The organism is Rhodoferax sp. RT4P68 (assembly GCF_056521305.1).
Map to the genome: position 1 here is coordinate 167147 of NZ_JBWMBB010000015.1, position 24168 is coordinate 191314.

The 24168-nt window shown below is 69.6% G+C and carries 22 protein-coding genes and 1 riboswitch; of the genes, 10 read left to right on the top strand and 12 right to left on the bottom strand.

What is annotated here, in order from left to right; genetic code table 11:
* Window positions 1–84: 84 nt before the first annotated feature.
* Window positions 85–2781 carry a bifunctional acetate--CoA ligase family protein/GNAT family N-acetyltransferase gene (locus tag AC099J_RS26785; RefSeq protein ID WP_479618345.1) on the top strand — a complete coding sequence of 899 codons (2697 nt, stop codon included), beginning with the start codon at window positions 85–87 and terminating at the stop codon, window positions 2779–2781.
* A 63-nt stretch (window positions 2782–2844) separates the two neighbouring features.
* On the opposite strand, the gene AC099J_RS26790 is transcribed toward AC099J_RS26785, so the two are convergent.
* The 11 genes from AC099J_RS26790 to AC099J_RS26840 form a co-directional block, all read right to left on the bottom strand.
* Window positions 2845–3945 carry a WD40/YVTN/BNR-like repeat-containing protein gene (locus tag AC099J_RS26790; protein WP_479618346.1) on the bottom strand — a complete coding sequence of 367 codons (1101 nt, stop codon included), beginning with the start codon at window positions 3943–3945 and terminating at the stop codon, window positions 2845–2847.
* A 10-nt stretch (window positions 3946–3955) separates the two neighbouring features.
* Complete coding sequence (locus AC099J_RS26795) at window positions 3956–4258, bottom strand: MoaD/ThiS family protein (RefSeq protein WP_479618347.1); 303 nt, start codon at window positions 4256–4258, stop codon at window positions 3956–3958.
* 321 nt (window positions 4259–4579) lie between these two features.
* Entirely contained in the window at window positions 4580–6439 is a 1860-nt protein-coding gene (locus tag AC099J_RS26800; RefSeq protein ID WP_479618348.1) for a sensor domain-containing diguanylate cyclase, read from the bottom strand.
* 146 nt (window positions 6440–6585) lie between these two features.
* On the bottom strand, window positions 6586–6990 hold the full coding sequence (cdd, locus tag AC099J_RS26805) for a cytidine deaminase (RefSeq protein WP_479618349.1): 405 nt from the start codon (window positions 6988–6990) through the stop codon (window positions 6586–6588).
* An 87-nt stretch (window positions 6991–7077) separates the two neighbouring features.
* Complete coding sequence (locus tag AC099J_RS26810; RefSeq protein WP_479618350.1) at window positions 7078–8058, bottom strand: aldo/keto reductase; 981 nt, start codon at window positions 8056–8058, stop codon at window positions 7078–7080.
* Between the two features lie 54 nt (window positions 8059–8112).
* Complete coding sequence (gene cobO / locus AC099J_RS26815; RefSeq protein ID WP_479618351.1) at window positions 8113–8682, bottom strand: cob(I)yrinic acid a,c-diamide adenosyltransferase; 570 nt, start codon at window positions 8680–8682, stop codon at window positions 8113–8115.
* A 65-nt stretch (window positions 8683–8747) separates the two neighbouring features.
* Window positions 8748–9509 (bottom strand): ABC transporter ATP-binding protein, encoded by a 762-nt coding sequence (locus AC099J_RS26820; RefSeq protein WP_479618352.1) that lies wholly within the window; start codon window positions 9507–9509, stop codon window positions 8748–8750.
* Window positions 9506–10513, bottom strand: a complete 1008-nt coding sequence (locus AC099J_RS26825) for a FecCD family ABC transporter permease (RefSeq protein WP_479618353.1) — start codon at window positions 10511–10513, stop codon at window positions 9506–9508. The genes AC099J_RS26820 and AC099J_RS26825 overlap by 4 nt, the downstream gene beginning before the upstream one ends.
* A gap of 109 nt (window positions 10514–10622) precedes the next feature.
* On the bottom strand, window positions 10623–11498 hold the full coding sequence (locus tag AC099J_RS26830; RefSeq protein ID WP_479618354.1) for an ABC transporter substrate-binding protein: 876 nt from the start codon (window positions 11496–11498) through the stop codon (window positions 10623–10625).
* Window positions 11495–12061: a bifunctional adenosylcobinamide kinase/adenosylcobinamide-phosphate guanylyltransferase gene (locus AC099J_RS26835; protein ID WP_479618379.1), complete on the bottom strand. Its 567-nt coding sequence runs from the start codon at window positions 12059–12061 to the stop codon at window positions 11495–11497. The genes AC099J_RS26830 and AC099J_RS26835 overlap by 4 nt, the downstream gene beginning before the upstream one ends.
* Before the next feature lie 73 nt (window positions 12062–12134).
* A complete protein-coding gene (locus AC099J_RS26840) occupies window positions 12135–14009 on the bottom strand; it encodes a TonB-dependent receptor domain-containing protein (protein ID WP_479618355.1) in 1875 nt (624 codons plus the stop codon).
* A gap of 87 nt (window positions 14010–14096) precedes the next feature.
* A riboswitch (cobalamin riboswitch) is annotated at window positions 14097–14330 on the bottom strand.
* 38 nt (window positions 14331–14368) lie between these two features.
* Between AC099J_RS26840 and AC099J_RS26845 the strand changes: the two genes are divergently transcribed.
* The 6 genes from AC099J_RS26845 to AC099J_RS26870 all read left to right on the top strand — a co-directional run bounded on the left by AC099J_RS26845 (window position 14369) and on the right by AC099J_RS26870 (window position 19083).
* A complete protein-coding gene (locus AC099J_RS26845) occupies window positions 14369–14620 on the top strand; it encodes a cell division protein ZapB (RefSeq protein WP_479618356.1) in 252 nt (83 codons plus the stop codon).
* A gap of 32 nt (window positions 14621–14652) precedes the next feature.
* Window positions 14653–14964, top strand: coding sequence for a cell division protein ZapA (locus tag AC099J_RS26850; RefSeq protein WP_479618357.1), 312 nt, complete (start codon window positions 14653–14655; stop codon window positions 14962–14964).
* A gap of 278 nt (window positions 14965–15242) precedes the next feature.
* Window positions 15243–16052, top strand: coding sequence for a sulfite exporter TauE/SafE family protein (locus AC099J_RS26855; protein ID WP_479618358.1), 810 nt, complete (start codon window positions 15243–15245; stop codon window positions 16050–16052).
* 2 nt (window positions 16053–16054) lie between these two features.
* Entirely contained in the window at window positions 16055–16891 is an 837-nt protein-coding gene (locus tag AC099J_RS26860; RefSeq protein ID WP_479618380.1) for an SAM-dependent methyltransferase, read from the top strand.
* Window positions 16892–17058: 167 nt separating this feature from the next.
* Window positions 17059–18123: a glycerophosphodiester phosphodiesterase family protein gene (locus tag AC099J_RS26865; protein ID WP_479618359.1), complete on the top strand. Its 1065-nt coding sequence runs from the start codon at window positions 17059–17061 to the stop codon at window positions 18121–18123.
* A 54-nt stretch (window positions 18124–18177) separates the two neighbouring features.
* On the top strand, window positions 18178–19083 hold the full coding sequence (locus AC099J_RS26870) for a LysR family transcriptional regulator (protein ID WP_479618360.1): 906 nt from the start codon (window positions 18178–18180) through the stop codon (window positions 19081–19083).
* 67 nt (window positions 19084–19150) lie between these two features.
* Here the strand turns inward: AC099J_RS26870 and AC099J_RS26875 are convergent, their stop codons facing one another.
* Window positions 19151–20032 carry a PEP-CTERM sorting domain-containing protein gene (locus AC099J_RS26875; RefSeq protein WP_479618361.1) on the bottom strand — a complete coding sequence of 294 codons (882 nt, stop codon included), beginning with the start codon at window positions 20030–20032 and terminating at the stop codon, window positions 19151–19153.
* Between the two features lie 317 nt (window positions 20033–20349).
* On the opposite strand from AC099J_RS26875, the gene atzD reads away from it, so the two are divergent.
* The 3 genes from atzD to AC099J_RS26890 are packed head-to-tail and all read left to right on the top strand — an operon-like array spanning window position 20350 to window position 24153.
* Window positions 20350–21492, top strand: coding sequence for a cyanuric acid amidohydrolase (gene atzD / locus AC099J_RS26880; protein WP_479618362.1), 1143 nt, complete (start codon window positions 20350–20352; stop codon window positions 21490–21492).
* Between the two features lie 55 nt (window positions 21493–21547).
* Window positions 21548–22963 carry an amidase gene (locus AC099J_RS26885; protein ID WP_479618363.1) on the top strand — a complete coding sequence of 472 codons (1416 nt, stop codon included), beginning with the start codon at window positions 21548–21550 and terminating at the stop codon, window positions 22961–22963.
* Complete coding sequence (locus AC099J_RS26890) at window positions 22960–24153, top strand: FAD-dependent oxidoreductase (RefSeq protein WP_479618364.1); 1194 nt, start codon at window positions 22960–22962, stop codon at window positions 24151–24153. The genes AC099J_RS26885 and AC099J_RS26890 overlap by 4 nt, the downstream gene beginning before the upstream one ends.
* Window positions 24154–24168 lie beyond the last annotated feature (15 nt).

The following is a 24168-nucleotide window of genomic DNA, read 5'->3' on the forward strand; positions in this document are numbered from 1 at the left end:
CCCCCTTGATCTGCCCGACAGGCACGAAACCTGCACCGACGTGCGGCCGGCCTGCCCCCGCGCGCCGGTCCACAATTCGACCCAATGGACAAGCACTACCTGACCCCGCTGTTCGCGCCTCAAAGCATCGTCGTTCTGGCCGGCAACCCCGAGGCGCCCGACACACTCACGCGCGAGGCGCGCACCCTGCACTCCACGCTGGCCGCCTCGCCCTACCAGGGCCGGTTGACGTTCCTGCACGGCGGGGTCAGCGGCACGCTGGCCGATCTGGCGCAGACGCAGGCCGATCTGGCGATCATTGCGCTGGCGCCTGCCGAGCTGGCTGGTGCGCTGGAACTGGCCGGCCGTATCCGTTGCCGCGCCGCGCTGGTGCTGTGCAGCGGTGTGGACGCCACCCAGGCCGCTGCGCTGCAGCGCATCGCCCGGCGCGAAGGCATCCAGCTGATGGGCCCCAACGGCCTGGGCCTGCAGCGCCCCGAGCTGGACCTGAACGCCAGCGCGCTGGGGCCGTTGGCCGCGCGCGGATCGCTGGGCATGGTGTCGCAATCGGGTGCGCTCACCTCGGCCATGTTGGACTGGGCACGCACCAATGCGGTGGGTTTTTCGTCGGTCGTGTCGCTGGGGCCGAACACGGCGGTCGACATCGCCCAGGTGCTGGACTTCCTGGCCAACGACCCGGCCACGCACAGCATCATTTTTTATCTGGAAGGCATCAGCAGCGCCCGCCCGTTCATGAGCGCGCTGCGCTCGGCCGCCAACGCCAAGCCGGTGGTGGTGCTCAAGGCCGGCCGCCGCTCGGCCGGCAACGCGGCAGCGCAGACGCACAGCGGCGCCATCGTCGGCAGCGACGACGTGTTCGACGCGGCGCTGCGCCGGGCCGGCGCGGTCCGCGTGCGTTCGTTCGTCGAGCTGTTCTCGGCCGCCAAGTGCCTGGCGTCTCGCTACCGGCCGGTGGGCCGGCGCCTGGCCGTGGTCACCAACGGCGGTGGCCCTGGCGTGCTGGCGGCCGACTGGATCAGCGAGATCGGGCTGGAGCTGGGCCAGCTGTCACCTGCCTCCATCGCCGCGCTGCAGCCGCTGCTGCCGCCACTGGCCTCGCTGCACGACCTGATCGACCTGTCCGAACAGGCCGACGCGACGCACTACGCCGCCGCCGTCGAGGCCGCCGCACGCGACAAGCAGGTCGACGGCGTGCTGGCGATCTGGTCGGCCAAGGCCGCTGGCGGTGCCGATGCCGTGGCCCAGGTGCTGGCGCAGGCGAGGCCGAAACTCAGCAAGCCGCTCCTGGCCTGCTGGATGGGCGACGCATCGGTGGGCGCCGCCCGCGGGCTGCTGAACGACGCGGCGATCCCCAGCTTTCGCACGCCCGAGGCGGCGGTCGGCGCCTTCGGCAACATCGCCTCGTTCTACCAGAACCAGCAGTTGCTGCAGCAGACGCCACCGCCGCTGTCGGCCCTGGCCAAGCCCGATGTGGAAGCCGCGCGGCTGGTGATCGAAAGCGTGCTGGCCGAGCGGCGCAAGGTGCTGACCGAGATGGAGAGCAAGACGCTGCTGTCGGCCTTTCACATCCCCGTGACCAACACCATCCTCGCGCGCAACGCGAACGAGGCCATGATGATCGCCACGCAGCTGGGCTTCCCGGTGGCGCTGAAGATCGACTCGCCCGACATCACGCACAAGAGCGACGTGCAGGGTGTGGCGCTGAACCTCATGAACGGCACCAGCGTGCGTGACACCTACCACGACCTGGTGGCGCGCGTGGCGCGGCTGGAGCCGGACGCCCGCATCCACGGCGTCACCGTCCAGAAAATGGCGCGCGCGCAACGCGGCCGCGAAATCTGCATCGGCATGGTCACCGACGAGCCGTTCGGCCCGGTCATCGTGTTCGGCGCCGGCGGCACCATGATCGAGCTGATCCGCGACCGCGCCATGGAGCTGCCCCCGCTGAACACCTTCCTGGCGCGCCGCCTGATCGACCGCGCCCGCGTGGCCGAGACGCTGGCCGAATGGCGCGGCGCCAGCCCGGTGGACATGGACGCGCTGGAGCGCGTGCTGCTGCGCGTCTCGGAGATGGTGTGCGAGCTGCCGCAGCTGCGCGAGATGGACATCAACCCGCTGATCGTCGATGAATCGGGCGTGGTGGCGGTGGACGCACGCATCGTGCTGGACCATGCGCCGCACGGCGGCAGCGCCGGTGGTGGCACCAACCCGTATGCGCACCTGGCCATCCTGCCGTACCCCGCCCGCCACGAGCAGGTGTGGCCACTGCGCGGTGGCGGCCAGTACACGGTGCGCCCCATCCACCCCGGCGACGCGCAGATGCTGCAGACGCTGGTGCAGAGCCTGTCGCAGGAGAGCCGCTACTTCCGCTTCGTCTCCTCCATGATGCAGCTGCCCCCCGCCATGCTGGCGCGCTTCACGCTGATCGACTATGACCGCGAGATGGCGCTGGTGGCTGTGTGCAAGCAGCGCAGCGCGGCCACCGATGGATCGATCGTCGAGACCGAACGCGTGGTGGGCGTGTCGCGCTACATCACCAACCCCGACCAGACCAGCTGCGAGTTCTCGCTGGTGGTGGCCGACGACTACGCCGGCAAGGGCATCGGCTCGCGCTTGATGGAAAGCATCATGGACGTGGCGCGCGAAAAGGGCCTGGCGGAGATCCAGGGCCTGGTGCTGGTGAACAACCCCAACATGCTCAAGCTGATGCGCGGGCTGGGGTTCACCGTGAAGGCGTTCGAGGAGGACCCGGATTTCAGGTTGGTGACGCACGCGTTGTAGGTCACGCGCGCGTGCAGAGTCGACAGCACTTCCATCGAGGAATTGCTGGAACCCACTGCGGCCTCACTCCGCCGCAAACCGCACCGTCGCCACCGGCGCCAGATCGCGCGACACGGCAGCCCAGTGTTCGCCCGCGTCACTGCTGACCCACAGACCGCCCGTCGTCGACGCCATGGCCAGCGTGCGGCCGTCCGCAGCCACGGCCAGGCCGTGGCGGTAGACCAGGTGGAAGGCGTGCGCTTGCGGCAACCCGTCGCCGAAGCTCTGGAAGCTGGCGCCGCCGTCGTCCGTGCGCGTGACGACCATGCGCCCGTCCACCGGGATGCGCATGGCATCGGCCTGGGCGGGTGCGAACCAGGCGCGCTGCGGGTTTGAAGGGTCGCAGGCCACGGCAAAGCCGAAGCCCGAGGGCGCCGGTGGCTGGAGGTGCTGCCACTGCTGCGCGCCATCGGTGGAGCGGTAGATGCCGCAGTGGTGCTGCACCCACAGCACGTCCGGCGCGGCGGCGCACTGCACCATGCAGTGCGGGTCCTGGATGTTGCCGTCCTCCACGCGCTCCTCGGGCATGAAATCGGCACGCATGCCGCGCGCGGTCAAGGCCCATTGCGCGCCGCCGTCCACGCTCTGCCACACGCCGCCGCAGGAGATGGCCACCCTCAGATGTCGCCCGTCGCGCGGGTCGACGAGGATCGAGTGCACGCCCGCATGGTCGTAGCCACCGCCCATCCATTCGCGCCGCCCGGGCTGGTCCCACAGCGCATGCACCAGTTGCCAGCTGGCGCCACCATCGCCAGATCGGAACAGGCCGGCCGGGATGCAGCCGGCCCACAGCTCGCCCGGCGCAGCGACGCCGCCGGTCGCCAGTTCCCACAGCACGTCGACGCTCCACGGCGTCGGGTCGTCGGCCCAGGGGCCGTCGGTCGGTTTGGGCGGAAACGCCGGTGCTGCCATCTCCTGCCAGTGCGCGCCCCGGTCCAGGCTCTTGTGCAGCTTCACACCGAAGTGGCCCAGCCGCAGCGCGCAGTACCACGCGCCGTCGCGCGCATCGGCCAGCACCTGGATGACGGGTTCGCCCCCGAAATGCAGGCCCTCGATCCGCCAGTCGTTCGCCTGACCGCGCACGACGACCAGGCCTTTGCGCGTGCCGATGAGCAAGGTATGCATGGTGTCCTCCTCAGCCTCCGGTCAATGCCTGCACCACCAGCACGCGGTCGCCGGCGGCGAGCGGCTGGTCCAATCGGTGGCGTTCGCGCACCATCTGCCCGTTGACGAAGACGGCCACATGCTTGCGCACGTCGCGCTGGTCGTCGAAGACGTAGGCGGCCAACGCGGGGGCTGCGCTCAGGGCCGCTTCCAGTGCGTCGCGCAGCGGGGCTGCGGGCACCTGCTGCGCAGCGCAGTCCACATGCCGCCGCAGGCTGGCAGCGAATTCCACACACACGGTGGCATCGACATCGGCTGACCGGGGGGCAGGCATGGCGGCATTGTGCGAGGCGCCGTCCGCCAGGGTCAAGGTGTGTGCGGACGTGCCGATGCCACGGCGATGCGCACGCCTGCGCCCGGTTGACGATCCAACGTCAGAAGGCATGTGCATACGAAGCGACACCCGCCGTTCGATTGCGAGCCGTGAGGACGTCGGTGCGCACGCCTTGCGCTGCGCGCTGCCCAAAACGAAGGCAGTCGAACCACAACCCGCATGGGCGCTGGGCGCGTGCGTGCGGCTCCCGAGGCTGTCCCCAGTGATATCCACAGGCGGGTGGGACAAGTTGCGGGCACCGGCGCACTGCCCCCGCCGGCCTCAGGCCTCGTCGCTCGGCACCGACTCCCAGCTGAACCGGTTCTTGCCCGCGTTCTTGGCCACATACATGGCCGCATCGGCGCGTGCCAGCAGCACCGTGTCATCGCCCTCGTGCAGCGGGTACAGCGCCGCGCCGATGCTGGCCGAGATCTGCACGGTCTGCTGGTCCAGCTCGAATGGCGTTGACACCGCGCCGATCATCTTGTGCGCCACGGCCTCGCAGTCCTGCGGCCTGGCCAGGGTGGCCAGCACGACCGCGAACTCATCGCCGCCCAGGCGCGCCACCGTGTCTTCGGCACGCACACACGCTTCGAGACGGCAGGCCACCTGCTGCAGCAGCCGGTCGCCCACTGCATGGCCATGCGCGTCGTTGATGGCCTTGAACCCGTCCAGATCGATGTAGAGCACGCCGCAGGCCCGCGCGTGTCGGCGGGCCGACTTCAGCACCTGGCCGAACCTGTCCAAGAACATGGCGCGGTTCGGCAGGCCGGTCAGCGTGTCGTGCAACGCATCGTGCGAGAGCCGTGCCTCCAGATCCTTGCGCGCCGTGATGTCCTGCGTGACGGCGACCAGAAAATCCGGTCGACCTTGGGCATCCTTCACCACACCCAGCGCCTCGGAGACCCACAGCACCGAACCGTCGTGCCGCCGGTACTGCTTTTCCAGCTCCGGCGCGAACACCGCCGAGGACACCAGGAGCCGGTGCGCCACGAACTGCCGCGCCTCGTGCTGATGCTCGGGGTCGCTGAGGTCATACACCGTGCGCGCGCGCAAGGCATCGGCGGTGCTGCCCAGCATGCGACAGAACTTGTCGTTGACGCGCAGGATGCGCCCGTCCGGTGCGAAGTGCGCGATGCCGATCGCCGCCTGGTCGAAGGTGGCGCGAAACAGCGCGGCGCTGGAGCGCAGCGATTCCGCTGCCGCCCGCTGGCGTGACAGCGCCAACACCAGCAGCCAGGCCAGCGTGGCGAGTGCCAGCGTGATCGCGGTGGCGAACAGCAGGTAAGACTGCCGGCGTTGCATGGCTGGCGCCAATACGGCGGCCTGGGCCGTGCCGACGGCCACCATCAGCGGGTAGCCGGCCAGCGTGCGGTAACTGACGACGCGCACGACCCCATCGGTGGTGCGTCCGTCGTCCACGAACCCGCCGGCGGGTGCGTCCGCGCGGCGCTGGAACCACGCCAGATCCTGCGCTGCCAGCCCAAAGCTGCGCGTCTCGCCGATCTTGCGCCCGCGCACCACGCCATCGAGCCCGGTCAGCTCCAGCAGGCCCTGGCGACCGAGTTCGGCCAGGCCGAAGAAGTCGGTGAAGCTCGCCGGGTCGACCGACAACACGACCACGCCGGCAAAGCGACCGTCGGGGTGTGTCATGCGCAGCGACATGGGAATCTGCCAGCGCCCGGAGACGCGGCCCAGCACCGGCTGGCTGACGAACAGCGCGTCCGACGGGCTCGCGCGCTGCATCTGGAAAAACGCGCGGTCCGCGTAGTTGGCGCGCCCGCTCACCTGGCTGCTGGCAACGATGTCGCCGGTCTCATCGACCACGCTGACGATGGTGAACATGGGCTCGCGAATCACCCGTTGCTTGACCCACTGCTCCAGGTCGATGGCCCGCCCCGCCCGCAGATGGTGTTCGCGCACGAAGGACGCCACCTGCTCGGCCGCCTTGAGGGTGCGAAAGGCCTGCTGCTCGAACGCGATCGCCAGGCTGGCATTCGACTTGAGGGCTGCCGCGACGGCCTGCTCGCGTTCGAACGTGATGCGCTGCAGCGTGACCCACCAGATGGCCCCGATGGCGACGGCGCACACCAGCACGATGAGCCGGTCGAGCGGCGTCGCGATGCGCATGGGCGTCTTCACGGCGTGTGGTCCTGGGGTGTCGCTGCCTGAGGGCCGGCAGCGCGAGCGTGCGGCTCCCCGTCGGCATGGAAAAAAAGCCGGCTCACTTTAGCGGGTTGGGCGCTGTTCAGGTGGAAATGTGCGGGCAGCCAGGCAGCGCCGCGCGTTCACCCCAGATGCCCGGGCCCGAACGAGAACGGCAGCAACTCCTGCACCGTGAAGCTGCGCCGCACGGCATCCGCATCGGCGCAATGCACACGCGTGGCGGCGCCTGCGAACTCGCGGATGCGCTGGCGGCAGTTGCCGCAGGGGGTCACCAGTTCCGTGCCCTGCCCCACGACGACGATGTCGGCGATCTGCAGGCCACCTGCGGCGACCATGGCCGCGATGGCGCCGGCCTCGGCGCAGGTGCCGCTGGGGTACGCCGCGTTCTCCACGTTGCAGCCGGCGAAGACACGGCCGTCCGGCGTGGCCAGCGCGGCGCCGACGCGGTAGCGTGAGTACGGCGCATGCGCGTTGGCCTGTGCGGCGCGGGCGGCTTGCAGGAGGTGCTGCAGATCAGCTGCTGGCATGGTGGGTATCGCCCTCAACACGGTGGCGCGCGTTCGATGTGCAGCCACCCGTCGCACACTGCGGGGGGCTGAAGCACTGGCTGGCGTTCAGGAAAATCCGACCACGGCGTGCGGCACGTAGGGGGCCTGCAAGGCCGCCGTCTCTTCGGCTGTCAGCTTCAAGGCCAGCGCGGCCACTGCGTCGTCGAGGTGCTCGACCTTGGTCGCACCGACGATGGGCGCTGTCACGCCCGGCTGCTGCAGCACCCAGGCCAGCGCCACCTGGGCGCGCGGCACGCCGCGTGCTGCGGCGACGGCGGCCACGGCCTCGACCACCTTGCGGTCGGCATCGGCGGTGTGGGCGTAGAGCGTGCGGCCGAACTCATCGGTTTCGGCGCGGGCGCTTTCCGCGTCCCAGTCGCGCGTCAACCGGCCGCGGGCCATCGGGCTCCAGGGAATCACGGCCACGCCCTGGTCGCGGCACAGCGGCAGCATCTCGCGCTGCTCTTCGCGGTACAGCAGGTTCAGGTAGTTCTGCATCGAGACGAAGCGCGTCCAGCCATGCCGATCGGCCACGGCCTGGGCCTTGGCGAACTGCCAGGCGTACATGGACGAGGCGCCGATGTAACGCGCCTTGCCGGCCTTCACGACGTCGTGCAGCGCCTCCATGGTTTCTTCGATCGGCGTCGCGTGGTCCCAGCGGTGGACCTGGTAGAGGTCCACATGGTCCATGTTCAAGCGCTTCAGGCTGTGGTCGATCTCGGCCAGGATGGCCTTGCGCGACAGCCCCGCGCCGTTGGCGCCGGGCCGCATGCGGCCATGAACCTTGGTGGCCACCACCACGTCGTCACGCGGCGCATAGTCGGCCAGCGCGCGGCCCACGATCTCTTCGCTGCTGCCGGCCGAGTAGACGTTGGCGGTGTCGAAGAAGTTGATGCCCAGGTCCAACGCCTTCTTCAGGAACGGTCGGCTGGCGGCCTCGGGCAGCGTCCAGGCGTGGTTGCCCTGGTCGGGTGCGCCGTAGCTCATGCAGCCCAGGCACAGCCGCGAGACTTGCAGGCCGGTGGGGCCGAAACGGGTGTATTGCATCAGGTCAAGGCTCCAGTGAAAAGGACGGGCGAATGATAGGGTCAGGGGCCAGCGTCAATCTTCGATGCCGCGCTGCGCGGGAATGCCGGCCTTGAACGCATGCTTCACCAGCGTCATCTCGGTCACGGTGTCGGCCAGCTCGATGATCTCGGGCGGGCAACGGCGCCCGGTCAGCACCACATGCACGTCCCGAGGACGCGCCCGCAGCGTGTCCAACACGTCGGCCAGCGGCAGCCAGCCGTAGACCAGCGGGTAGGTGATCTCGTCCAGCGTCACCATGAAATAGTGACCCGACAGGATGGCCGTCCTCGCCTTCTGCCAGCCATCGCGCGCGAGCTGGGCCGAGTGTTCCAGGTCCTGGCTCTTCCAGCTGAAGCCGTCGCCCAGGCCCTCGATCGGGATGCCCAGCTGCTCGAACATGCGGTGCTCGCCGAAGCGCGCACTCGGCACCTTCATGAACTGGTAGATCTTGACCGCCTTGCCGCGGCCGTGCGCGCGCAGCGCCAGGCCGAACGCAGCCGTGCTCTTGCCCTTGCCGTCGCCGGTGTTGACGATGATGAGGCCGCGACGCTCGCCCTCGGGCTTGTCATAGGGTTTGGCGGTGGGCGGGGTTTCGATCTGCATCGTGAGGCTTCCTGTTGCGGTGGACCACGGCGCTGCGCACGACAGCGCGCAGCCTGGGGGGCGATTCATTTCGGCACGGTGATCCATTGGCCGGCGACGCGGTGCACCGCGACGCGCTGGTCGAACACGGCCTCCAGCGCGCGGTGGGTGCCAGGGTCGGCACTGGCGCCCTGGTGCACGACGCGACCGCCCGCAAGAATCACCAGCGCATCGGCCTGCAGCGCGGCCGGCAGCTCGTGCAGCACGCTGACGACGGTGCGGCCGGCGCCGGCCAGCGCACGCGCCGTGGCCAGCCAGTCGGCCTGGTGCGGCGGGTCCAGGTTGGCCAGTGGCTCGTCCATCAGCAACACGGGCGTCTGCTGCGCCAGCGCACGCGCCAGCAGCACGCGCTGGCGCTCGCCGCCCGAGAGTTGGCCCAGCGGCCGCGCAGCCCAGGCCAGCGCATGGGTGGCGCGCAGTGCATCGTCGACGGCGGCGCGGTCAGAGGCACCGGGCGCGGCCAGCCAGGGGCGGTGCGGCAACCGGCCCAGCATGACGACGTCATACACCGAGAGATCATCGGCTGCGACCTCGTTCTGGCCGAGCCAGGCGATCAGGCGGCCGCGCGCGCGGCCGGTGTGGTCGGCCAGCGGCCGCCCGTTCAGCAGCAGCTGGCCGGTGCTGGGCAGCAGGCCGGCCAGCGCCTTGAGCAGCGTGGACTTGCCCGCGCCGTTGGGGCCGACGACGGCGGTCCAGCTGCCGGCGGCGAAGCGCAGGTCCACGCCATGCAGCACCGGGGTGCCACCTTGCGCGGCGTGCAGGTTGCGGGCTTCCAGCACGGTCGTCACAGGCCCGTGCCCCCGGCCACGCGTGTGCGCTGGCGCATCAGCCACAGCAGGTAGCTGCCGCCAAGCACGGCCGTCAGCACGCCCACCGGCAGCTCCTGCGGCGCGATCAGCCAGCGGGCCAGGATGTCCGCTGCCAACAGCAGCACGCCCCCCACGCCGGCCGCCAGCAGGATCAGCCGGCCATGCGTGACCTTGACCAGCGAGCGTGCCAGGTGCGGCGCAGCCAGGCCGACGAAGGCGACCAGCCCGGTCTGCGCCACCGCCGCACCGGTGGCCAGGCCCAGCACCGCGACCAGCGCCATGCGCATCACGGGCAGTGGGATGCCCAGGCTGGTGGCAGTGGCCTCGCCCAGCGCCAGGGCGTCCAGCGTGGGCGACAGGCCCCAGGCCACCAGCGCAGTCAACGCCAGCGGCACGGCCATCAACGCGCAGGCCGACCAGCCCACGGTGCTGGTGCTGCCCAGCATGAAGGCCTGCAGCGCCTGCAGGATGTCCGGCGACAGCAGCATGAACAGCGAGGTGAACGCGCTCAGCACCACGCCGACGATGACGCCGGCCAGCAGCAGGCGCAGCGTGTGCTGCACGCCCTGGGCCAGCGCCAGCGTCAGCAGCACCCCCATCACCGCGCCGACGAACGCGGCGCCGGCCAGCCCCGTGCGCGCCAGCCACGACATGGCGAACGGCGATCCGCCCACCGCCGCCATGCTGGCGGCCACGCCCAGCAGCGCGCCGGAGCCACTGCCCAGCAGATATGGATCGGCCAGCGGGTTGCGGAACAGGCCCTGCGCCACGGCGCCCGCCAGGCCCAGCAGCGCGCCGGCCAGCCAGGTGCCCAGCGTGCGCGGCAGGCGGATGTCGCGCACGATCTGCCAGCCCATGGGGTCGCCCTGCAACTGCCACGGCCATTCGAAACCGGTGCTGCCCACGCTGGCGCCCAGCAGTGCGAGGCCGGCCGACAGCAGCGCCAGCGCCACGGCCAGCCAGGTGGCACGGCGTTGGTTCATGGGGCCGCCTCCAAACGTTCGGCGGCACGCAATGCGCGCGCCAGTCGGCGACCTGCGCCATGCGCGCTGCTATGGGTTGCCGCTGCCCGGGGCGCCTCGTCAGGTGCGCTCATGGCGCCTTGGCCCGGATGCAATCGGCCATCACACGCGCGGCCTGGTCCATGCGCGGGCCGGGGCGCACCACGATCTCGGCGTCGTCGATCGAGAACAGGCAGATGCGCTGCTCGCGTACGGCGCGCATGGACCGCCAGCCGGGGTAGTCGACCTCGGCCTGCATGGTGCGGTTGGCCAGCATGATGAGGTCCGGGTCGGCGCGCACCACGTACTCGGGGTTCAGCTTGGGGAACGGCCCCAGCGCCGCCGGCACCACGTTGGCCACACCCAGGCGCGCCAGCGTCTCGCCGATGAACGAGGCCTCGCTGGCGGCATACGGGCCGCGGCTAACTTCGATGTAGACGCGGGCCGACCGGGCGCGCTCGGGCAAGGTGGCCGCGGCGGCGGCCAGGCCGGCTTCGATGCGGCGCCAGACGGCGTCTGCGGCTGCGCCATCGGGCAGGCCCAGCACCTGGCCGACGGTGCCCAGCACGCGGCGCACGTCGGCGTGGTTCTTCGGTTCCAGCACCACCACCTTCAGGCCCAGGCTGCGCAGGCGCTCACCGACGCGGCCGGTGTGCGAGACCAGCACCAGGTCGGGCCGGGTGCGCACGACGGCCTCGACGTTCGGATCGACGCCCCCGCCCAGTTGCGGCAGGTTGCGCACCGCGAGCGGCCAGTTCGAAAAGCGATCGACGCCGACCAGCCGCTCGCAGGCGCCGAGCGCGCAGACGGTCTCGGTCAACGACGGCAGCAGCGAGACCACGCGCAGTGGCGGCGTGTCGAAGCGCACGCGGGTGCCGGTCTCATCGACGATGTCATACGGGGCGGCAATGGCCAGGGTGCCGATGCACCACATCAGCGCGAGCAACAGATGGCGGATGGTCCTCATGCGGTCACATCCTTCAACACCAGCGGCAGGCCGGCGGCCATCAGCGTCACGCGCGTGCAGCAGGCCGCCATGCGCTGGTTCAGCAGCCCCAGCGCATCGACGAAGGCGCGCACCTCGCGGCCCATCGGCACCACGCCCAGACCGATCTCGTTGCCCACCAGCACCAGCGGGCCCGGCGCGCGGCGCACGGCGTCTTCCAGCGCGTGTAAGGCGACGTCCAGTTCACCTGCCGAGCAGGCCAGGCCGTCCACGGGCATCAGTCGGTTGGTGAGCCACATCGTCAGGCAATCGACCACCAGCAGCGTGCGCGGCGTGGCCAGCGTGGCGATGGCTTCGGCCAGCAGGAGCGGCACTTCCACCGTGGCCAGGCCCGGCGCGCGCACGGCACGGTCTCCCCGGTGGCGGTCGATGCGCTCTTGCATCTCGGCATCGTGCGCGCTGGCCGTGGCGACCAGCACGGCGTCGCGGCCGGCCGCACCGGCCAGCCAGTGGCACGCCATGGTTTCGGCGCGGCGCGATTTGCCGCTCTTTTGCCCACCCAGGATCAGTTCGGCCATGGCCATCAGCGCGGGCGCACCGCGCGCACGCTGGCCAGAGCGTCGGGCCACGCTGCCAGCGCGGCCGGGCAGCGCGGCCTCAACGCATGGCCCATTTCAGGCCGACCCACAGCGTGCGGCCGGAGGTAGCGAACGTGCGCGCGGTCTCGTACTCCTTGTCGGCCAGGTTGTCGACGCGCGCCGTCAGCGTGAAGTCGCGGGCAATCTGCGTGCTCGTGTAGAGGTTGACCAGCGCGTAGCCGCCCAGCACGTTGGTGTTGGCCGCGTTGTCATAGCGCATGGCGGTGGCCTGCACTTCTGCGCCCAGCGTCCAGCCGGCCAGTTGCGTGTCGGCACCCACCGTGGCGTAGCGCTTGGCACGGCGCGCCAGCAGGCGGCCCGTGTCGCGGTCGGTCGGGTTCTGCAGATCCAGCGAGGCGCGCAGCTGCACGTTGGCGATCGTATGGTTGGCCGACAGCGTGACGCCCTCGTATTGCGCGCGGCCCACGTTCACATAACAGCCGAAGGCGGACAGGCACGCACCCGGCCCGCCGAAGTTGATCATGTTGGTGACGCGGTTGCGGTAGGCCACCACGCCCAGGCTGGTGGCGCCCTGCGTCCAGCGCAGGCCGGCCTCGATGTTGCGGCCTTCCTCGGGCTCCAGGCTGCCGACGCCGTATTCGCTGAAGCGCTGGTACAGCGTGGGCGCGCGGAACGAGGTGCCGGCCGACACGGTCGCGCGCAACTGCGGCGTGATGGCGAATCCATACGCCGCGCTGCCGGTGGTGTGGCCGCCGAATTCGCTGTCGTCGTCGCGACGCAGGTGCAGCTGCACGCTGTGCGCGCCGGCGGTCAGGCCGTAGCCCAGGGCCAGCGCGTTCTGGGTGCGCGTGCGGTCGATGGCGCCGTTGACCAGCGCGTCTTCGCGCCGCTCCAGTGTGGCGCTCAGCAGGTGCGCGCCCAGGCGCAGTTCGTTTCGCCACAGGTAGTCGCGCAGGTCGGTCTCGGTACGGTAGATCGACGGCATCGTGGCGTAGCGCGAGTACGAGTCGGTGACCTGCACGCGCGTACTGTAGGCATCGGTCCATTGGGCGGCCCAGGTCAGGCCAGCGGTGCGCAGGCGGTGGTGGCTGAGGTCATTGCTCGGACTGGCAGGGCTGTACGAAAAATCGTCGTAGCCGGATTCGAGTTGGCTCGCCAGCAGCGCCGCGTCGAGCCGGTGCGCGGCGTTGATCTGCAAGCCCACGCGGGCGTTGCCACTGAGGCGCTCGTAGCCGTCCTTGTCGGGGTTGCGCACGCCGTCGGCGGGGCGGCGCAGGCGCAGCGGCTGCGCGTCATAGCCTTCGCTGCGTTGTTTGCTGATGCCCAGCGCGTAGTCGATGGCGTTGTCCACGCCGGCCCGCCCGCTGGCGCCGGCGTCGAGCTGCCAGCTGCGGTGGCTGCCGCCGCCCACACTGGCGTACAGCGCTGGCTTGCCGGCCTCGCCCTTCTTCGTGAACAGCTGGATCACGCCGCCGATGGCGTCCGATCCATACACCGCAGCGGCCGGCCCGCGCAGCACCTCGATGCGGTCGATCTGCGACAGCGGGATCTGCTCCCACTGCACGCCGCCGGTGGCCTGCGAATCGAGCCGCACGCCGTCCAGGTAGACGGCGGTGTAGCGCGTTTCGGCGCCGCGCACGTAAACGCTGGTGGCCGAGCCCGGGCCGCCACTGCGCCCGATCTGGATGCCGGGCAGGCGGGCCAGCACATCGGCCACACCGGCGGCGCCGCTGCGCTCGATGGTGGCGCGGTCGACGATGGAGACATCGGCCACCAGATCGGACAGCGGCTGCGCGCTGCGCGTGGCGGCGACGACGGTCTCTGTCAGCGCGGCGCGCGATGGCGCAGATTGCGCCGAAGCGGCCAGCGGCCAGCAAACGGACACGGCCAGGGGCAGCGCGGCGAGGCGCACGGGGGAATTCCAAGTAGTCATGGGCAAAGGAGCCAGTCCAAAAATGACCCGAGCCGGCCTCCCCGCCAGCGTATGGGCATGCAAGGCCGCACCGGCGCAGCATGCGCGCGGCGGACCACCTCGTTGGCCGGTATCCGGGCTGACGGCGTGATCTTCAATGCCTTCCCAGAAGCCGGGGCTTCCAGTGGCGTGTGTGTTGAAGATGAAGTCGCGAGGACTTCGGCCGCTTACCGTTGCGGGGGCAGCGCAGGTTAGGTGCCTTCTTGCGAAGGTGCCCCCCTGCTTCCCGTTGAACCGCGGCGTGTGAACCACGCCGCAGGCACCAACGGCGCGGATTCTACGAGTGATCCACCGGTGTCCAACCCTACAATGCGGCCGCCATGCCACACGTCACCCAAATCGAGCTCATCGCCGAGCGCACGGAGCGGCTGCTGGTGCGCTACCGCGAGCTGCAGCGCACCAACGCCTTGCTGACCGACCAGGTGAACCTGCTGGTCCACGAGCGCGATTCATTGAAGTCGCGTCTGGCGGCCGCCCGTGCCCGCATCGACGCGCTGCTCGAACGCCTGCCCGAGGGCAGCCCGCTCAGCCCGCCGGCACCGGCCCATGCGCCGCACCGGGACGTGACGTGATGCGCGCCCCCGGACCGGGCAGTGCCCCGCACATGAAGCAACTGGAAGTGCAGATCCTCGGCCAGAGTTATCTGCTCGGCTGCCCCGAGGGCGGCGAGGCGCGCATGCTCGACGCCGTCACGCGCGTGGACGCTGCCATGTGTGCCATCCGCGACGCCGGCCGCATCAAGGCACGCGATCGCATCGCCGTGCTGGCCGCGTTGAATCTGGCCTTCGAGCAGAGCGAGAACGCTGCCGTGGCCGACGCTGCAGCGACCGCGCACGACCAGCCGATCGAGGCCCGTCTGGCCAGTTTGCTGACGCAGCTGGACGCAGCGCTGGGCGACGACGGCCGGCTGCTGTAGGACGACGGTACAACACCGCAAGTCGTACGTTCTTTGCGCCCGCCCGCGGGCGCATTGGGCCTAGAATGAAATCGTCTGCGGTGCTTGCCGGGCTTTATATTTCCTTGAACCAATGCTCATATGAGCCCGGGCATGGAACATCTTCTGGGGAGCGTGAACGTCTCGCGTCAGATGATCCCAACTCCAGGCTGACCTAGCCCACCTGAACCCCGGTTCAGGATGCCGGTCCGGTGGCACTTGCAGACACCTTTTCTCTCTTCTTTTCCCTTGTCTCCCGCATGTCTTCACTGTTGCTGATCGAGCTCGTCCTGCTGGGACTGGGAAGTGGTTTTCTGGCAGGGTTGCTCGGCATCGGCGGCGGCATGCTGATGGTGCCGTTCCTCACGTTCTTTCTGTCCAAGCAGGGCGTGGGTGCGGACCTGGCGGTCAAGATGGCGATCGCCACCTCGATGGCCACCATCATGTTCACCTCGATCGCCAGCGTGCGCGCGCACCACAAGCGCGGCGCGGTGCGTTGGGACATCGTCAAGACGCTGGCGCCGGGCATCGTCGCGGGCAGCCTCATCGCCAGCCTGGGCGTGTTCGCGCTGCTGAAGGGCGCGTACCTGGCCATCTTCTTCGGGCTGTTCGTGGGCTTCTCGGCGACGCAGATGTTCCGCAACAAAAAGCCCGCGCCTTCGCGCCAGATGCCGGGGACGGCGGGTCGCCTGGGTGCCGGCGGTGCCATCGGTTTCTTGTCGGGCCTGGTCGGCGCGGGTGGTGGCTTCATCAGCGTGCCGTTCATGGCCTGGTGCAACGTGCCCATGCACAACGCAGTGGCCACCAGCGCGGCGCTCGGCTTTCCGATTGCGCTGGCCAACGTGGTGGGCTATGTGTTCGCCGGGCAAGGCGTGACGGGGCTGCCCGCCGGCTCGATGGGCTATGTCTGGCTGCCGGCACTTGGCGTGGTGGCGCTGGCCAGCGTCTTCACCGCGCCGCTGGGCGCCAAGGCTGCGCACACGCTGCCGGTGGCCACGCTCAAGCGCGTGTTCGCAAGTGTGCTGTACCTGCTGGCCGCCTACATGCTCTACAAGGGGTTCACGGCGTGACCATGCGTCGCGCGCTGCACCGCGGCCTGCTGCTGGCCGGCTTGGTCAGCGCTCTCGCCTCGCCTGCCCAGGCGATGGAAGAGGTGCCCTTCATCACCACGCCGGACAACGTCACGCTGGAGATGCTGCGGCTGGCCCAGGTCGCCAAGGGTGACCACGTGATCGACCTGGGTTCGGGCGACGGCCGCATCGTCATCCTGGCCGCGCAGCGCTTCGGCGCCAGCGGCCTGGGGGTGGAGATCGTGCCCGACCTGGTGCGCCAGAGCCAGGACAACGCGCGCAAGGCCGGCGTCGCCGAACGTGCGCAGTTCCGCGAGCAGGACATCTTCAAGACCGACCTGACGCCGGCCAGCGTGGTCACCATGTATCTGTTGCCGGAGGTGAACCTGGCGCTGCGCCCCGCCCTGCTCAAGCTCGAGCCCGGCACGCGCATCGTCTCGCACGATTGGGACATGGGCGACTGGAAGCCCGACGCCACCTCCGTCGTGCCCGTGCCCGACAAAAAGGTAGGGCTGGAAAAGTCGAGCAAGGTGCATCTTTGGAAGGTGCCGGCCAACGTGCACGGCCTGTGGTGCGGCACCGGCCTGCTCGGCGGCACGCAGTTCAATGTGGAGCAGCAGTTCCAGACCTTCACCGCGACCATGACGCGCGCAGGGCGTGTGCGCGAGTACGAGGGCCGCATCGACGGCAACGACCTGCATTCGCTGCCGGGTGCCAGGCGCGCGATGCAGCTGCGCGTGCAAGGGCCGCAGTTGGAGCTGGTGGGCGGCGACAGCGTGTTCACGCTGCTCAAGGGCGCCACGCTGGCGCGCGCATCGAACGGGCGCTGCGACAGCTGACCACAAGCGCTTGTTCTGAGCTGTGATCCCCTGCGGCGCTTCGGCGCCGCATTGCATGGCGGCTGCCGATTCATGCCAGCGTCACGCAACGTGCGTACGCTGCAAGAGGTGAAGCCGCCCTGCACCCCGCAGGGTGCCACCCGTCCGTCAACCACGACCGCAACAACATGCCTTTTGCTTTCTCGCGCCGGCTCACCAGCCTCGCCTTCGCTGTGGCTGCGACCCTGCCTGCCGGCGTTGCTTTCGCCGCGCCCATCGCCACACTGCAGGGCCAGGCCCCGCTCGTCATTGCGCACCGTGGCGCATCCGGCTACCTGCCCGAACACACGCTCGGCGGCTACGAGCTGGCTGTCAAGATGGGCGTCGACTACATCGAGCCCGACCTGCAGCTGACCAGGGACGGCCAGCTCGTCGCCGTGCACGACCTCACGCTCACGCGCACCACCGATGTGGCCAGCAAGTTCGCCATGCGCAACAACGGCTACCGCGTGGCCGACTTCACGCTGGCCGAGCTGAAGACGCTGGAGATGAAACTGGTCAGCACCGCCGCGCTGAGCTACCCCGGCTTCACCCCGTCATCGGCCGAGCCCTTCCGCATTCCCACGTTCCAGGAAGTCATCACGCTGGCCCAGCGGCTGAGCCTGGAGACCGGCCGTGAGATCGGCATCTACCCCGAGGCCAAGACCCCGGGCGCCGAGATCGAAGACAAGATCCTCGGGGCATTGATCGCCAATGGCTACGACTCGTCGAACAAGGTCTTCATCCAGTCGTTCAATGCCGGCACGATCCAGAACCTCCATGACAAGCAGACCGCCTTGGGCCTGGACTTCTCGCTCGTGGTGCTGGGCTCGGCCAACGCGCTGCGCACCCTGGGCCTGGACAACATCAGCCTGTACGCCGACGGCGTCGGCGCGTCGATCGCCGGCGTGAACGAAGCCTTCATCACCGCCGCCCACACCGCCGGGCTGATGGTCCACGGCTACACCTTCAACCGGGCCGACGAAGCAACGGCCTTCCCCCAGTACATGGACTTCTACCAGTGGGGCATTGACGGCGTGTTCTCCAACTACCCCGACCTGGCCCTGGCCGCGCGCGAAGACTTCCTCGCCACGGTGCCTGAGCCATCGAGCGCACTGCTGGCGCTGATCGGCGTGGCCGGTGTCGCCGCCATCACGCGCCGCCGCCGCAGCAAGCCCACGCTGCCGGCCACCGGCCACACCGCGCTGGCCTGAGATCGCACCGCGCCCCAGCCGGGGCGCCAGTCAGGCCGTGGAAGAATCCGGCCCATGCTGCACGCGCCACGCCACTTCGTCTACCTGGACGCCGTGGCGCGCGCAGGTTCCATCCGCAAGGCGGCCGACAAGCTGCATGTTGCCTCCACCGCGCTGAACCGCAAGATCCTGGAGATCGAGTCCGAAATCGGCACGCCGCTCTTCGAGCGGCTGCCACGCGGTGTGCGCCTGACGGCTGCCGGCGAGGTCTTGCTGACGGCCGTGCGCCGCACCTTGGCCGACCTGCGCGCGGCCGAATCGCAGATCGAGCAACTACGCGGCCTGGTGCGCGGCACCGTCAGCATCGGCTGCGCCGAATCCGTGGCGGCCGACCTGATGCCGGCCACCATCGCGCACTACCAGCAGACGCATCCTGGCGTGCAGTTTCAGGTCACCGCCGGCGTCACGACGCAACTGGTGCAGGCACTGCTGGCCGACGACGTCGACATGGTGCTGGTGCACGACCCGCAGCCCCTGGAGAGCCTGCGCGTGGTCACCGCCCTGCCCCAGCCACTGTGCGCGATGCTGCGGCCGGATCACCCGCTGGCCGACCGAGAGACTCTGCGTCTGGCCGATTGCCAGGACTACACCGTGGCGCTGGGCGACCGCTCGTTCGGCAGCCGGCGCCTGCTGGACGCCGTGATGGCGCGCACGCGCATGACGCTGAAGGTGGCGCTGGAGGCCAGCACGGTGCAGACGCTGAAGGAGTTCACACGCCAGACAGGCGCCATCAGCTTCCAGTTCCAGATTGGCACGCTGCGCGAGGCGCGGCTGGGGGAACTGCGGTCGATTCCCCTGAGCGACCCGGCGTTCTCGCAGAGCAAGCTGGTGCTGGCGACGCGCGAGGGGCGGATGCTGCCGATCGCGGGGTTGTCGTTTCTGGAGGTGTTGGTGGGGCGGATGGGTTTGCTGCCGCAGTGAATGCGTCGATGGGCCGACCCAACGCAAAGGGCCCGCCGAAGCGGGCCCTTTGCAGGTAGTCAGCGCGTTATGCGCGACGGCGTCCGGCAGCGGCCATTCCGATCAGGCCGAGCCCTACCAGAATGAGACTGGCAGGCTCAGGCACCTCGTTGGTCGTGATCGGATCACGCGCCCACACGCTCATGTGTGAGATGTCCTGGTCTTTGCCCCGGCCGTTCTCGAAGTCGGAATCCATGGTCCAGGAGCCCGTGATCGTGTACGGGATGCGCAGATCGAACCCATTGCCAATCTGCGTGAAGTCGAAGTCGTACACGGCCCAGCCAGTGCTCGATTTGACCGAGAACGCCAGGTGGTCGAAGCTGCTGCGTGACAGCAAATCGTAGCCGGCGAGGATGCTCACGATGTTCGGATCGATCGTCAGTTGCCAGGCGCCGCCCACGTTGGATGTCTGCGTCTGCTTGTACGTCAGCACGTTGGCGAGCGAGAAGGAAGCGGCCCCAGCCGGCGTCACGCTGGAATAGGCGAGCTCGCCCGCATTGCCATCAAGTTGGCCCAGCATGATCCAGCCAGGATCGACGAATGCGCCCGGATTCTTCAAGTCCAGCAGCTGGCTCGAACCGATGAACTGCGTGGGGCTGAGCAAGCCGAACTGACCGTTCAGCAGGCCATCGTTCAGGTAGCCCAGATTGGGCGAGGGGTTCAGTGCAGGACCCTCGTTCCCGGTGAACACACCCGCGCAACTGGTCGCCGTGATGGGCGCCGCAAGTGTTGGCACGCTACCCGAGTAGGACGCGCTTGGAATTGCGCCGGTGATTTGCCAGTTGGCAGTGTTGCAGGGGTTGCTCGGATCGAGCGTGCCCGAAGCGCCCCCCGGAATGAGAGCGGCGGCACTGGCGAAGGAAGCCAGGCTGAACGCAGCGATGGCCAGGGATTTGACTCGGATGTGCATGAGGTCACCTCAATAGTTGAAACCATCAATCGTATGCAACACATGTGCCACGTTACAAGATGTACGTGTATTCAATTGGTTATGGATAAAGTTTTGTGCATGTAACGCGAAGGTGTAAACAATCACGACAGCCTGTGACCGAGAAAATGGGATCACTTGGGCAAGCCACGCACACCCAGGCAACCGCGCCCGGATGGCCACAGGCCACGGACACACCGTGCAACCGCACACATTTTGCTCTCGGTCCAGTCGAAACTAGGCGCTAGTCGATTGCACATCCGGTGTCCATACTGCAGTCTCTGTTGCACTGCAGCACCATGAACACCACCACTTTCTCTCCCATCGACAGCCGCCCACAGTTGCGGGTTCAGCGCCTGCCCATGGCCCACCCGGGCGACCTGTCGGCACTGGCGACGCTGCTGGACGCTGGCGAACTGCAGGCCCACGAGATCGTCGCCGTCATCGGCAAGACCGAAGGCAACGGCGGCGTCAACGACTTCACGCGCGGCTACTTCACGCAGTCGCTGATGGGCCTGCTGTCTGCACGGCTGGGGCGGCCGGCGCAGGCGCTGGTGCGCGAGCTGCCCTGCGTGCTGTCCGGCGGCACCGAGGGCGTGCTGAGCCCGCACTACGTGGTGTTCGCACGCAGCGGGCGGCCCGAGGGCGCGGCGCCCACCACGGGCGAGGCCGCGCTGGCCATCGGCACGGCCATGAGCGGGTCGACTCCGGCGCACGAGATCGGCCGCTGGTCGCACGTGGCGGCCGTTGCCGGTGCCGTGCGCACCGCCATGCGTGACGCCGGCATCGAGCGTGCCGAGGACGTGGTGTTCGTGCAACTCAAGTGCCCCTGCGTGACCTCGGCGCGCGCGCAGGCTGCGGCGGCAGCCGGCCATACCGTCCTGACGGCCGACGCCAACCGTTCCATGGCCTACGCCCGTGCAGCCGGTGCATTCGGCGCAGCCATCGCGCTGGGCGAACTGCCGGACGACCCGGCATTGGAATCAGCCCTGCTGCGCGACTTCGACCGTTTCTCATCCCGCGCCAGCGTGTCCTGCGGTGTGGAAGTCGAATGCAACGAGGTCATCGTGCTGGGCCACAGCCGACGCTGGCAGGGGCCGCTGCGCATGGGCAGTGCGCCGATGCACGACGCGCTGGACATCGGGGCTGTCGGCGCGGCGTTGCTTGCGGTCGGCCTGTGCGCCAACCCCCAACTGTCGGTCGACGACGCGGCCCGCATTGCCGCCGTGTTCGTCAAATGCGAGCCCGACCGGCGCGGGACCGTGCGCGGCGCGCGCCACACGATGCTGGACGACACCGACATCAACGCCCAGCGCCACATCCGCGGGGCCGTCGGCGCTTTGGTGGCCGGTGTGCTGGGGGATAGCCGCATCTTCGTGTCTGGCGGTGCCGAGCACCAAGGCCCCGATGGCGGTGGCCTCGTGGCGGTGATCGCTGGATGACGACACACCGCCGCCGGCTTCGCCGCTCTCCGACGCCACCGACGCAATACACCGCATGACTGAGTCCACCCCACCTTGGCAACTGCAAGCCGGCGCGCTGGTTGCCGCGTATGCGCAGGGCAGCCTGTCGCCGGTCGCGGCGCTGGCCAGCGTGCTGGCGCGCATGGACGCGGCCAATCCGGCCCTCAACGCCGTGATCGCCCGCGATGACGAAGGCGCCATGGCCGCTGCCCGCGACAGTGCCGAACGCTGGCGGCGCGGCGCGCCCTGGTCTGCGCTGGATGGCGTTCCGATCAGCGTCAAGGACAACATTCCCCAGCACGGCCTGCCCTGCCGCTGGGGCAGCCGGCTGTTTGCCGACCACCACCCCGCGCGCGACGAGTCGCCCGTGGCGCGGCTGCGCGCGGCCGGCGCCGTGCTGTTCGGCAAGACCAACGTGCCCGAGTTCACGCTGCAAGGCTTCACCGACAACGCCTTGTTCGGCCCCACGCGCAACCCCTGGGACCTGGCTTTGACACCCGGCGGCTCCAGTGGCGGCGCGGTCGCTGCCGTCGCGGCCGGCATCGGCCCGCTCGCGCTTGCAACCGATGGCGGCGGCTCGATCCGCCGGCCCTGCGCCTACACCGGCCTCGTCGGCTTCAAGCCCGGCTGGGGCGTGGTGCCGCGCCAGGACGGCTTGCCCGAGATGCTGCCAGGGCTGGAGGTGATCGGCCCGATCGGCCGCAGCCTGGACGACGTGGTACGCATCCTGCGTGTGATCGCGCCACACATGCCGCGTGCCTTCGACACCCTCCCCGCCCCGCGCCCGCTGCGCATCGCCCACTGGCGCCGCATCGGCGCGAGCCCGGTCGATGCCGGCATCGCGCAGCGCATCGACGCCGCCGCCGCAGGGCTGCGCGCACTGGGCCACCACGTCGAGGTCACCGAAGCGCCGGCCGAGGTGGAGGCCTTCCACCGGCGTGCGTGGCCCGTCCTCAGCAGCACCGGCCTGGCCGCCGTGCTGGAGCCGATGCGCGACCGCACATCGCAGCTGACCCCGGCCATGGCCAGCCTGCTGCTGGCCGGCCGGGCCTGGCGCGCGACCGACCTGTTCGAGACCCAGGCCCTGCAGCGCGCGCTGGTGGATGCCATGGACCACGTGTTCGCCCGCCACGACTTCATCCTGACGCCGGCCTGCGCGGCCATGCCCTGGCCCGCCGAGCAAAGCCACCCGCGCACCATCGACGGCCACGCCGTGGACGCGCGCGGCCACGCCGTGTTCACGGCCTTTGCCAACGGTGCGGGCCTGCCCGCTTTGGCCTTGCCGGCAGGTAGCGCCGAGCCGTTGCCCATTGGCCTGCAACTGATCGGCCCGCGTGGCAGCGATGCACGGCTATGCGCGCTCGGCCAATCCTTCCTGCAACACCAGGACCAGCCGTGGCGCTGGCCGGCGCTGCCGCAACCTGCCTGCAACGAGAGTCTCCCCGCATGAAGATCGTGATCATCGGCGCCGGCGTGGCCGGGGCCATTCTGGCGCGCCGCCTGGCCCTGCTGCCCGGCATGGACGTGCACTGCCTGGAGCGCGTCGGCCCCAACGACCATTCCGAATCGGGCACCGGCCTGAATGTCGGCCCCAACGCCATCAAGGCGCTGCGCCGCTGCGACCCAGCACTGGCCGCCAGCGTCGAGGCCGCCAGCCTGCCCTGGCAGCACTGGCGTGTGGCGCTGGCCGACGGCACGGTGCTGATGGACCTGCCGCTGTCGCAGGTGGCCGACAACCCCGGGATCCGCATCCGCTGGTCCGAGCTGTACCGCGTACTGCGAGAAGGCGGGGGGGATGCCATCCGCTACGGCTGCGAAGTCGCGCACATCGGCGCCAGCGACGTGGCGCCTGGCAAGACCTGCGTGCGCTATGTGCAGGACGGCCACGCCGTCACACTGGACGGCATCGACCTCTTGATCGGCGCGGACGGCCGCTACTCTGCCACGCGCGCCGCGTTCTCGGGCCTGCCCGCGCCGCGCCACATCGGCGTGGCCATCCTGCGCACGCTGGTGCCCGACACCAGTGCCGGCCTGATCGACGACTACGGCCAGTGGTTCAACGGCGCGCACCGGCTGCTGGCCTTTCGCGTGCCGCCCGGCCATGTCTACATCGCCGCGACCTACCCGGTCGAGCCCGGCGCGCAACTGCTGGACGAGTGGAAAACCGAGGCCGGCATGCGCGCGACCTACATGCCGGCGAACGGCCAGCCCAGCGCGCAGATGGCCTGGCTGCTGGACGCGCTGTGCGCCAACCTGGCGGAGGCGCACTGGGCCCGCATGCAGGAATCGGACGTGCTGTTTGCCGAAGCGCACGCCGATGTGCTCTACCTGGGCGACAGCGCCCACGGCATGGCGCCCACGCTGGGCCAGGGCGCGACGCAGGCGATGGAGGATGCGTGCACCGCCGCCATGCTGATCGCCGACGAAGTCGCGGCCGGTCGGCTGCAGGCGCGCGGCTGGCTGCAAGCCATCGAGGCTGCACGGCAAGAGCGCATCCGCTTCGTGATGGCGCTGTCGGTGCAGGCCACCGACACCATGCTGGCCGGCGCCGACCCGGTGGCCGGCACGCGCTGGAAGACCGAAGCGCCGTTCCTGGCGGACCTGTCCACGCTGTTCCGCGACGTGCCGCTGGCCCCATGACCCCAGCCATCACCC

What these genes read in the sequence shown, in the direction of transcription:
- AC099J_RS26785 (WP_479618345.1), top strand. Translation starts at nt 85, where the DNA reads ATGGACAAGCACTACCTGACCCCGCTGTTCGCGCCTCAAAGCATCGTC.
- AC099J_RS26790 (WP_479618346.1), bottom strand. Translation starts at nt 3,945, where the DNA reads ATGCATACCTTGCTCATCGGCACGCGCAAAGGCCTGGTCGTCGTGCGC.
- AC099J_RS26795 (WP_479618347.1), bottom strand. Translation starts at nt 4,258, where the DNA reads ATGCCTGCCCCCCGGTCAGCCGATGTCGATGCCACCGTGTGTGTGGAA.
- cdd (WP_479618349.1), bottom strand. Translation starts at nt 6,990, where the DNA reads ATGCCAGCAGCTGATCTGCAGCACCTCCTGCAAGCCGCCCGCGCCGCA.
- AC099J_RS26810 (WP_479618350.1), bottom strand. Translation starts at nt 8,058, where the DNA reads ATGCAATACACCCGTTTCGGCCCCACCGGCCTGCAAGTCTCGCGGCTG.
- cobO (WP_479618351.1), bottom strand. Translation starts at nt 8,682, where the DNA reads ATGCAGATCGAAACCCCGCCCACCGCCAAACCCTATGACAAGCCCGAG.
- AC099J_RS26825 (WP_479618353.1), bottom strand. Translation starts at nt 10,513, where the DNA reads ATGAACCAACGCCGTGCCACCTGGCTGGCCGTGGCGCTGGCGCTGCTG.
- AC099J_RS26830 (WP_479618354.1), bottom strand. Translation starts at nt 11,498, where the DNA reads ATGAGGACCATCCGCCATCTGTTGCTCGCGCTGATGTGGTGCATCGGC.
- AC099J_RS26835 (WP_479618379.1), bottom strand. Translation starts at nt 12,061, where the DNA reads ATGGCCATGGCCGAACTGATCCTGGGTGGGCAAAAGAGCGGCAAATCG.
- AC099J_RS26840 (WP_479618355.1), bottom strand. Translation starts at nt 14,009, where the DNA reads ATGACTACTTGGAATTCCCCCGTGCGCCTCGCCGCGCTGCCCCTGGCC.
- AC099J_RS26845 (WP_479618356.1), top strand. Translation starts at nt 14,369, where the DNA reads ATGCCACACGTCACCCAAATCGAGCTCATCGCCGAGCGCACGGAGCGG.
- AC099J_RS26850 (WP_479618357.1), top strand. Translation starts at nt 14,653, where the DNA reads ATGAAGCAACTGGAAGTGCAGATCCTCGGCCAGAGTTATCTGCTCGGC.
- AC099J_RS26855 (WP_479618358.1), top strand. Translation starts at nt 15,243, where the DNA reads ATGTCTTCACTGTTGCTGATCGAGCTCGTCCTGCTGGGACTGGGAAGT.
- AC099J_RS26860 (WP_479618380.1), top strand. Translation starts at nt 16,055, where the DNA reads ATGCGTCGCGCGCTGCACCGCGGCCTGCTGCTGGCCGGCTTGGTCAGC.
- AC099J_RS26865 (WP_479618359.1), top strand. Translation starts at nt 17,059, where the DNA reads ATGCCTTTTGCTTTCTCGCGCCGGCTCACCAGCCTCGCCTTCGCTGTG.
- AC099J_RS26870 (WP_479618360.1), top strand. Translation starts at nt 18,178, where the DNA reads ATGCTGCACGCGCCACGCCACTTCGTCTACCTGGACGCCGTGGCGCGC.
- AC099J_RS26875 (WP_479618361.1), bottom strand. Translation starts at nt 20,032, where the DNA reads ATGCACATCCGAGTCAAATCCCTGGCCATCGCTGCGTTCAGCCTGGCT.
- atzD (WP_479618362.1), top strand. Translation starts at nt 20,350, where the DNA reads ATGAACACCACCACTTTCTCTCCCATCGACAGCCGCCCACAGTTGCGG.
- AC099J_RS26885 (WP_479618363.1), top strand. Translation starts at nt 21,548, where the DNA reads ATGACTGAGTCCACCCCACCTTGGCAACTGCAAGCCGGCGCGCTGGTT.
- AC099J_RS26890 (WP_479618364.1), top strand. Translation starts at nt 22,960, where the DNA reads ATGAAGATCGTGATCATCGGCGCCGGCGTGGCCGGGGCCATTCTGGCG.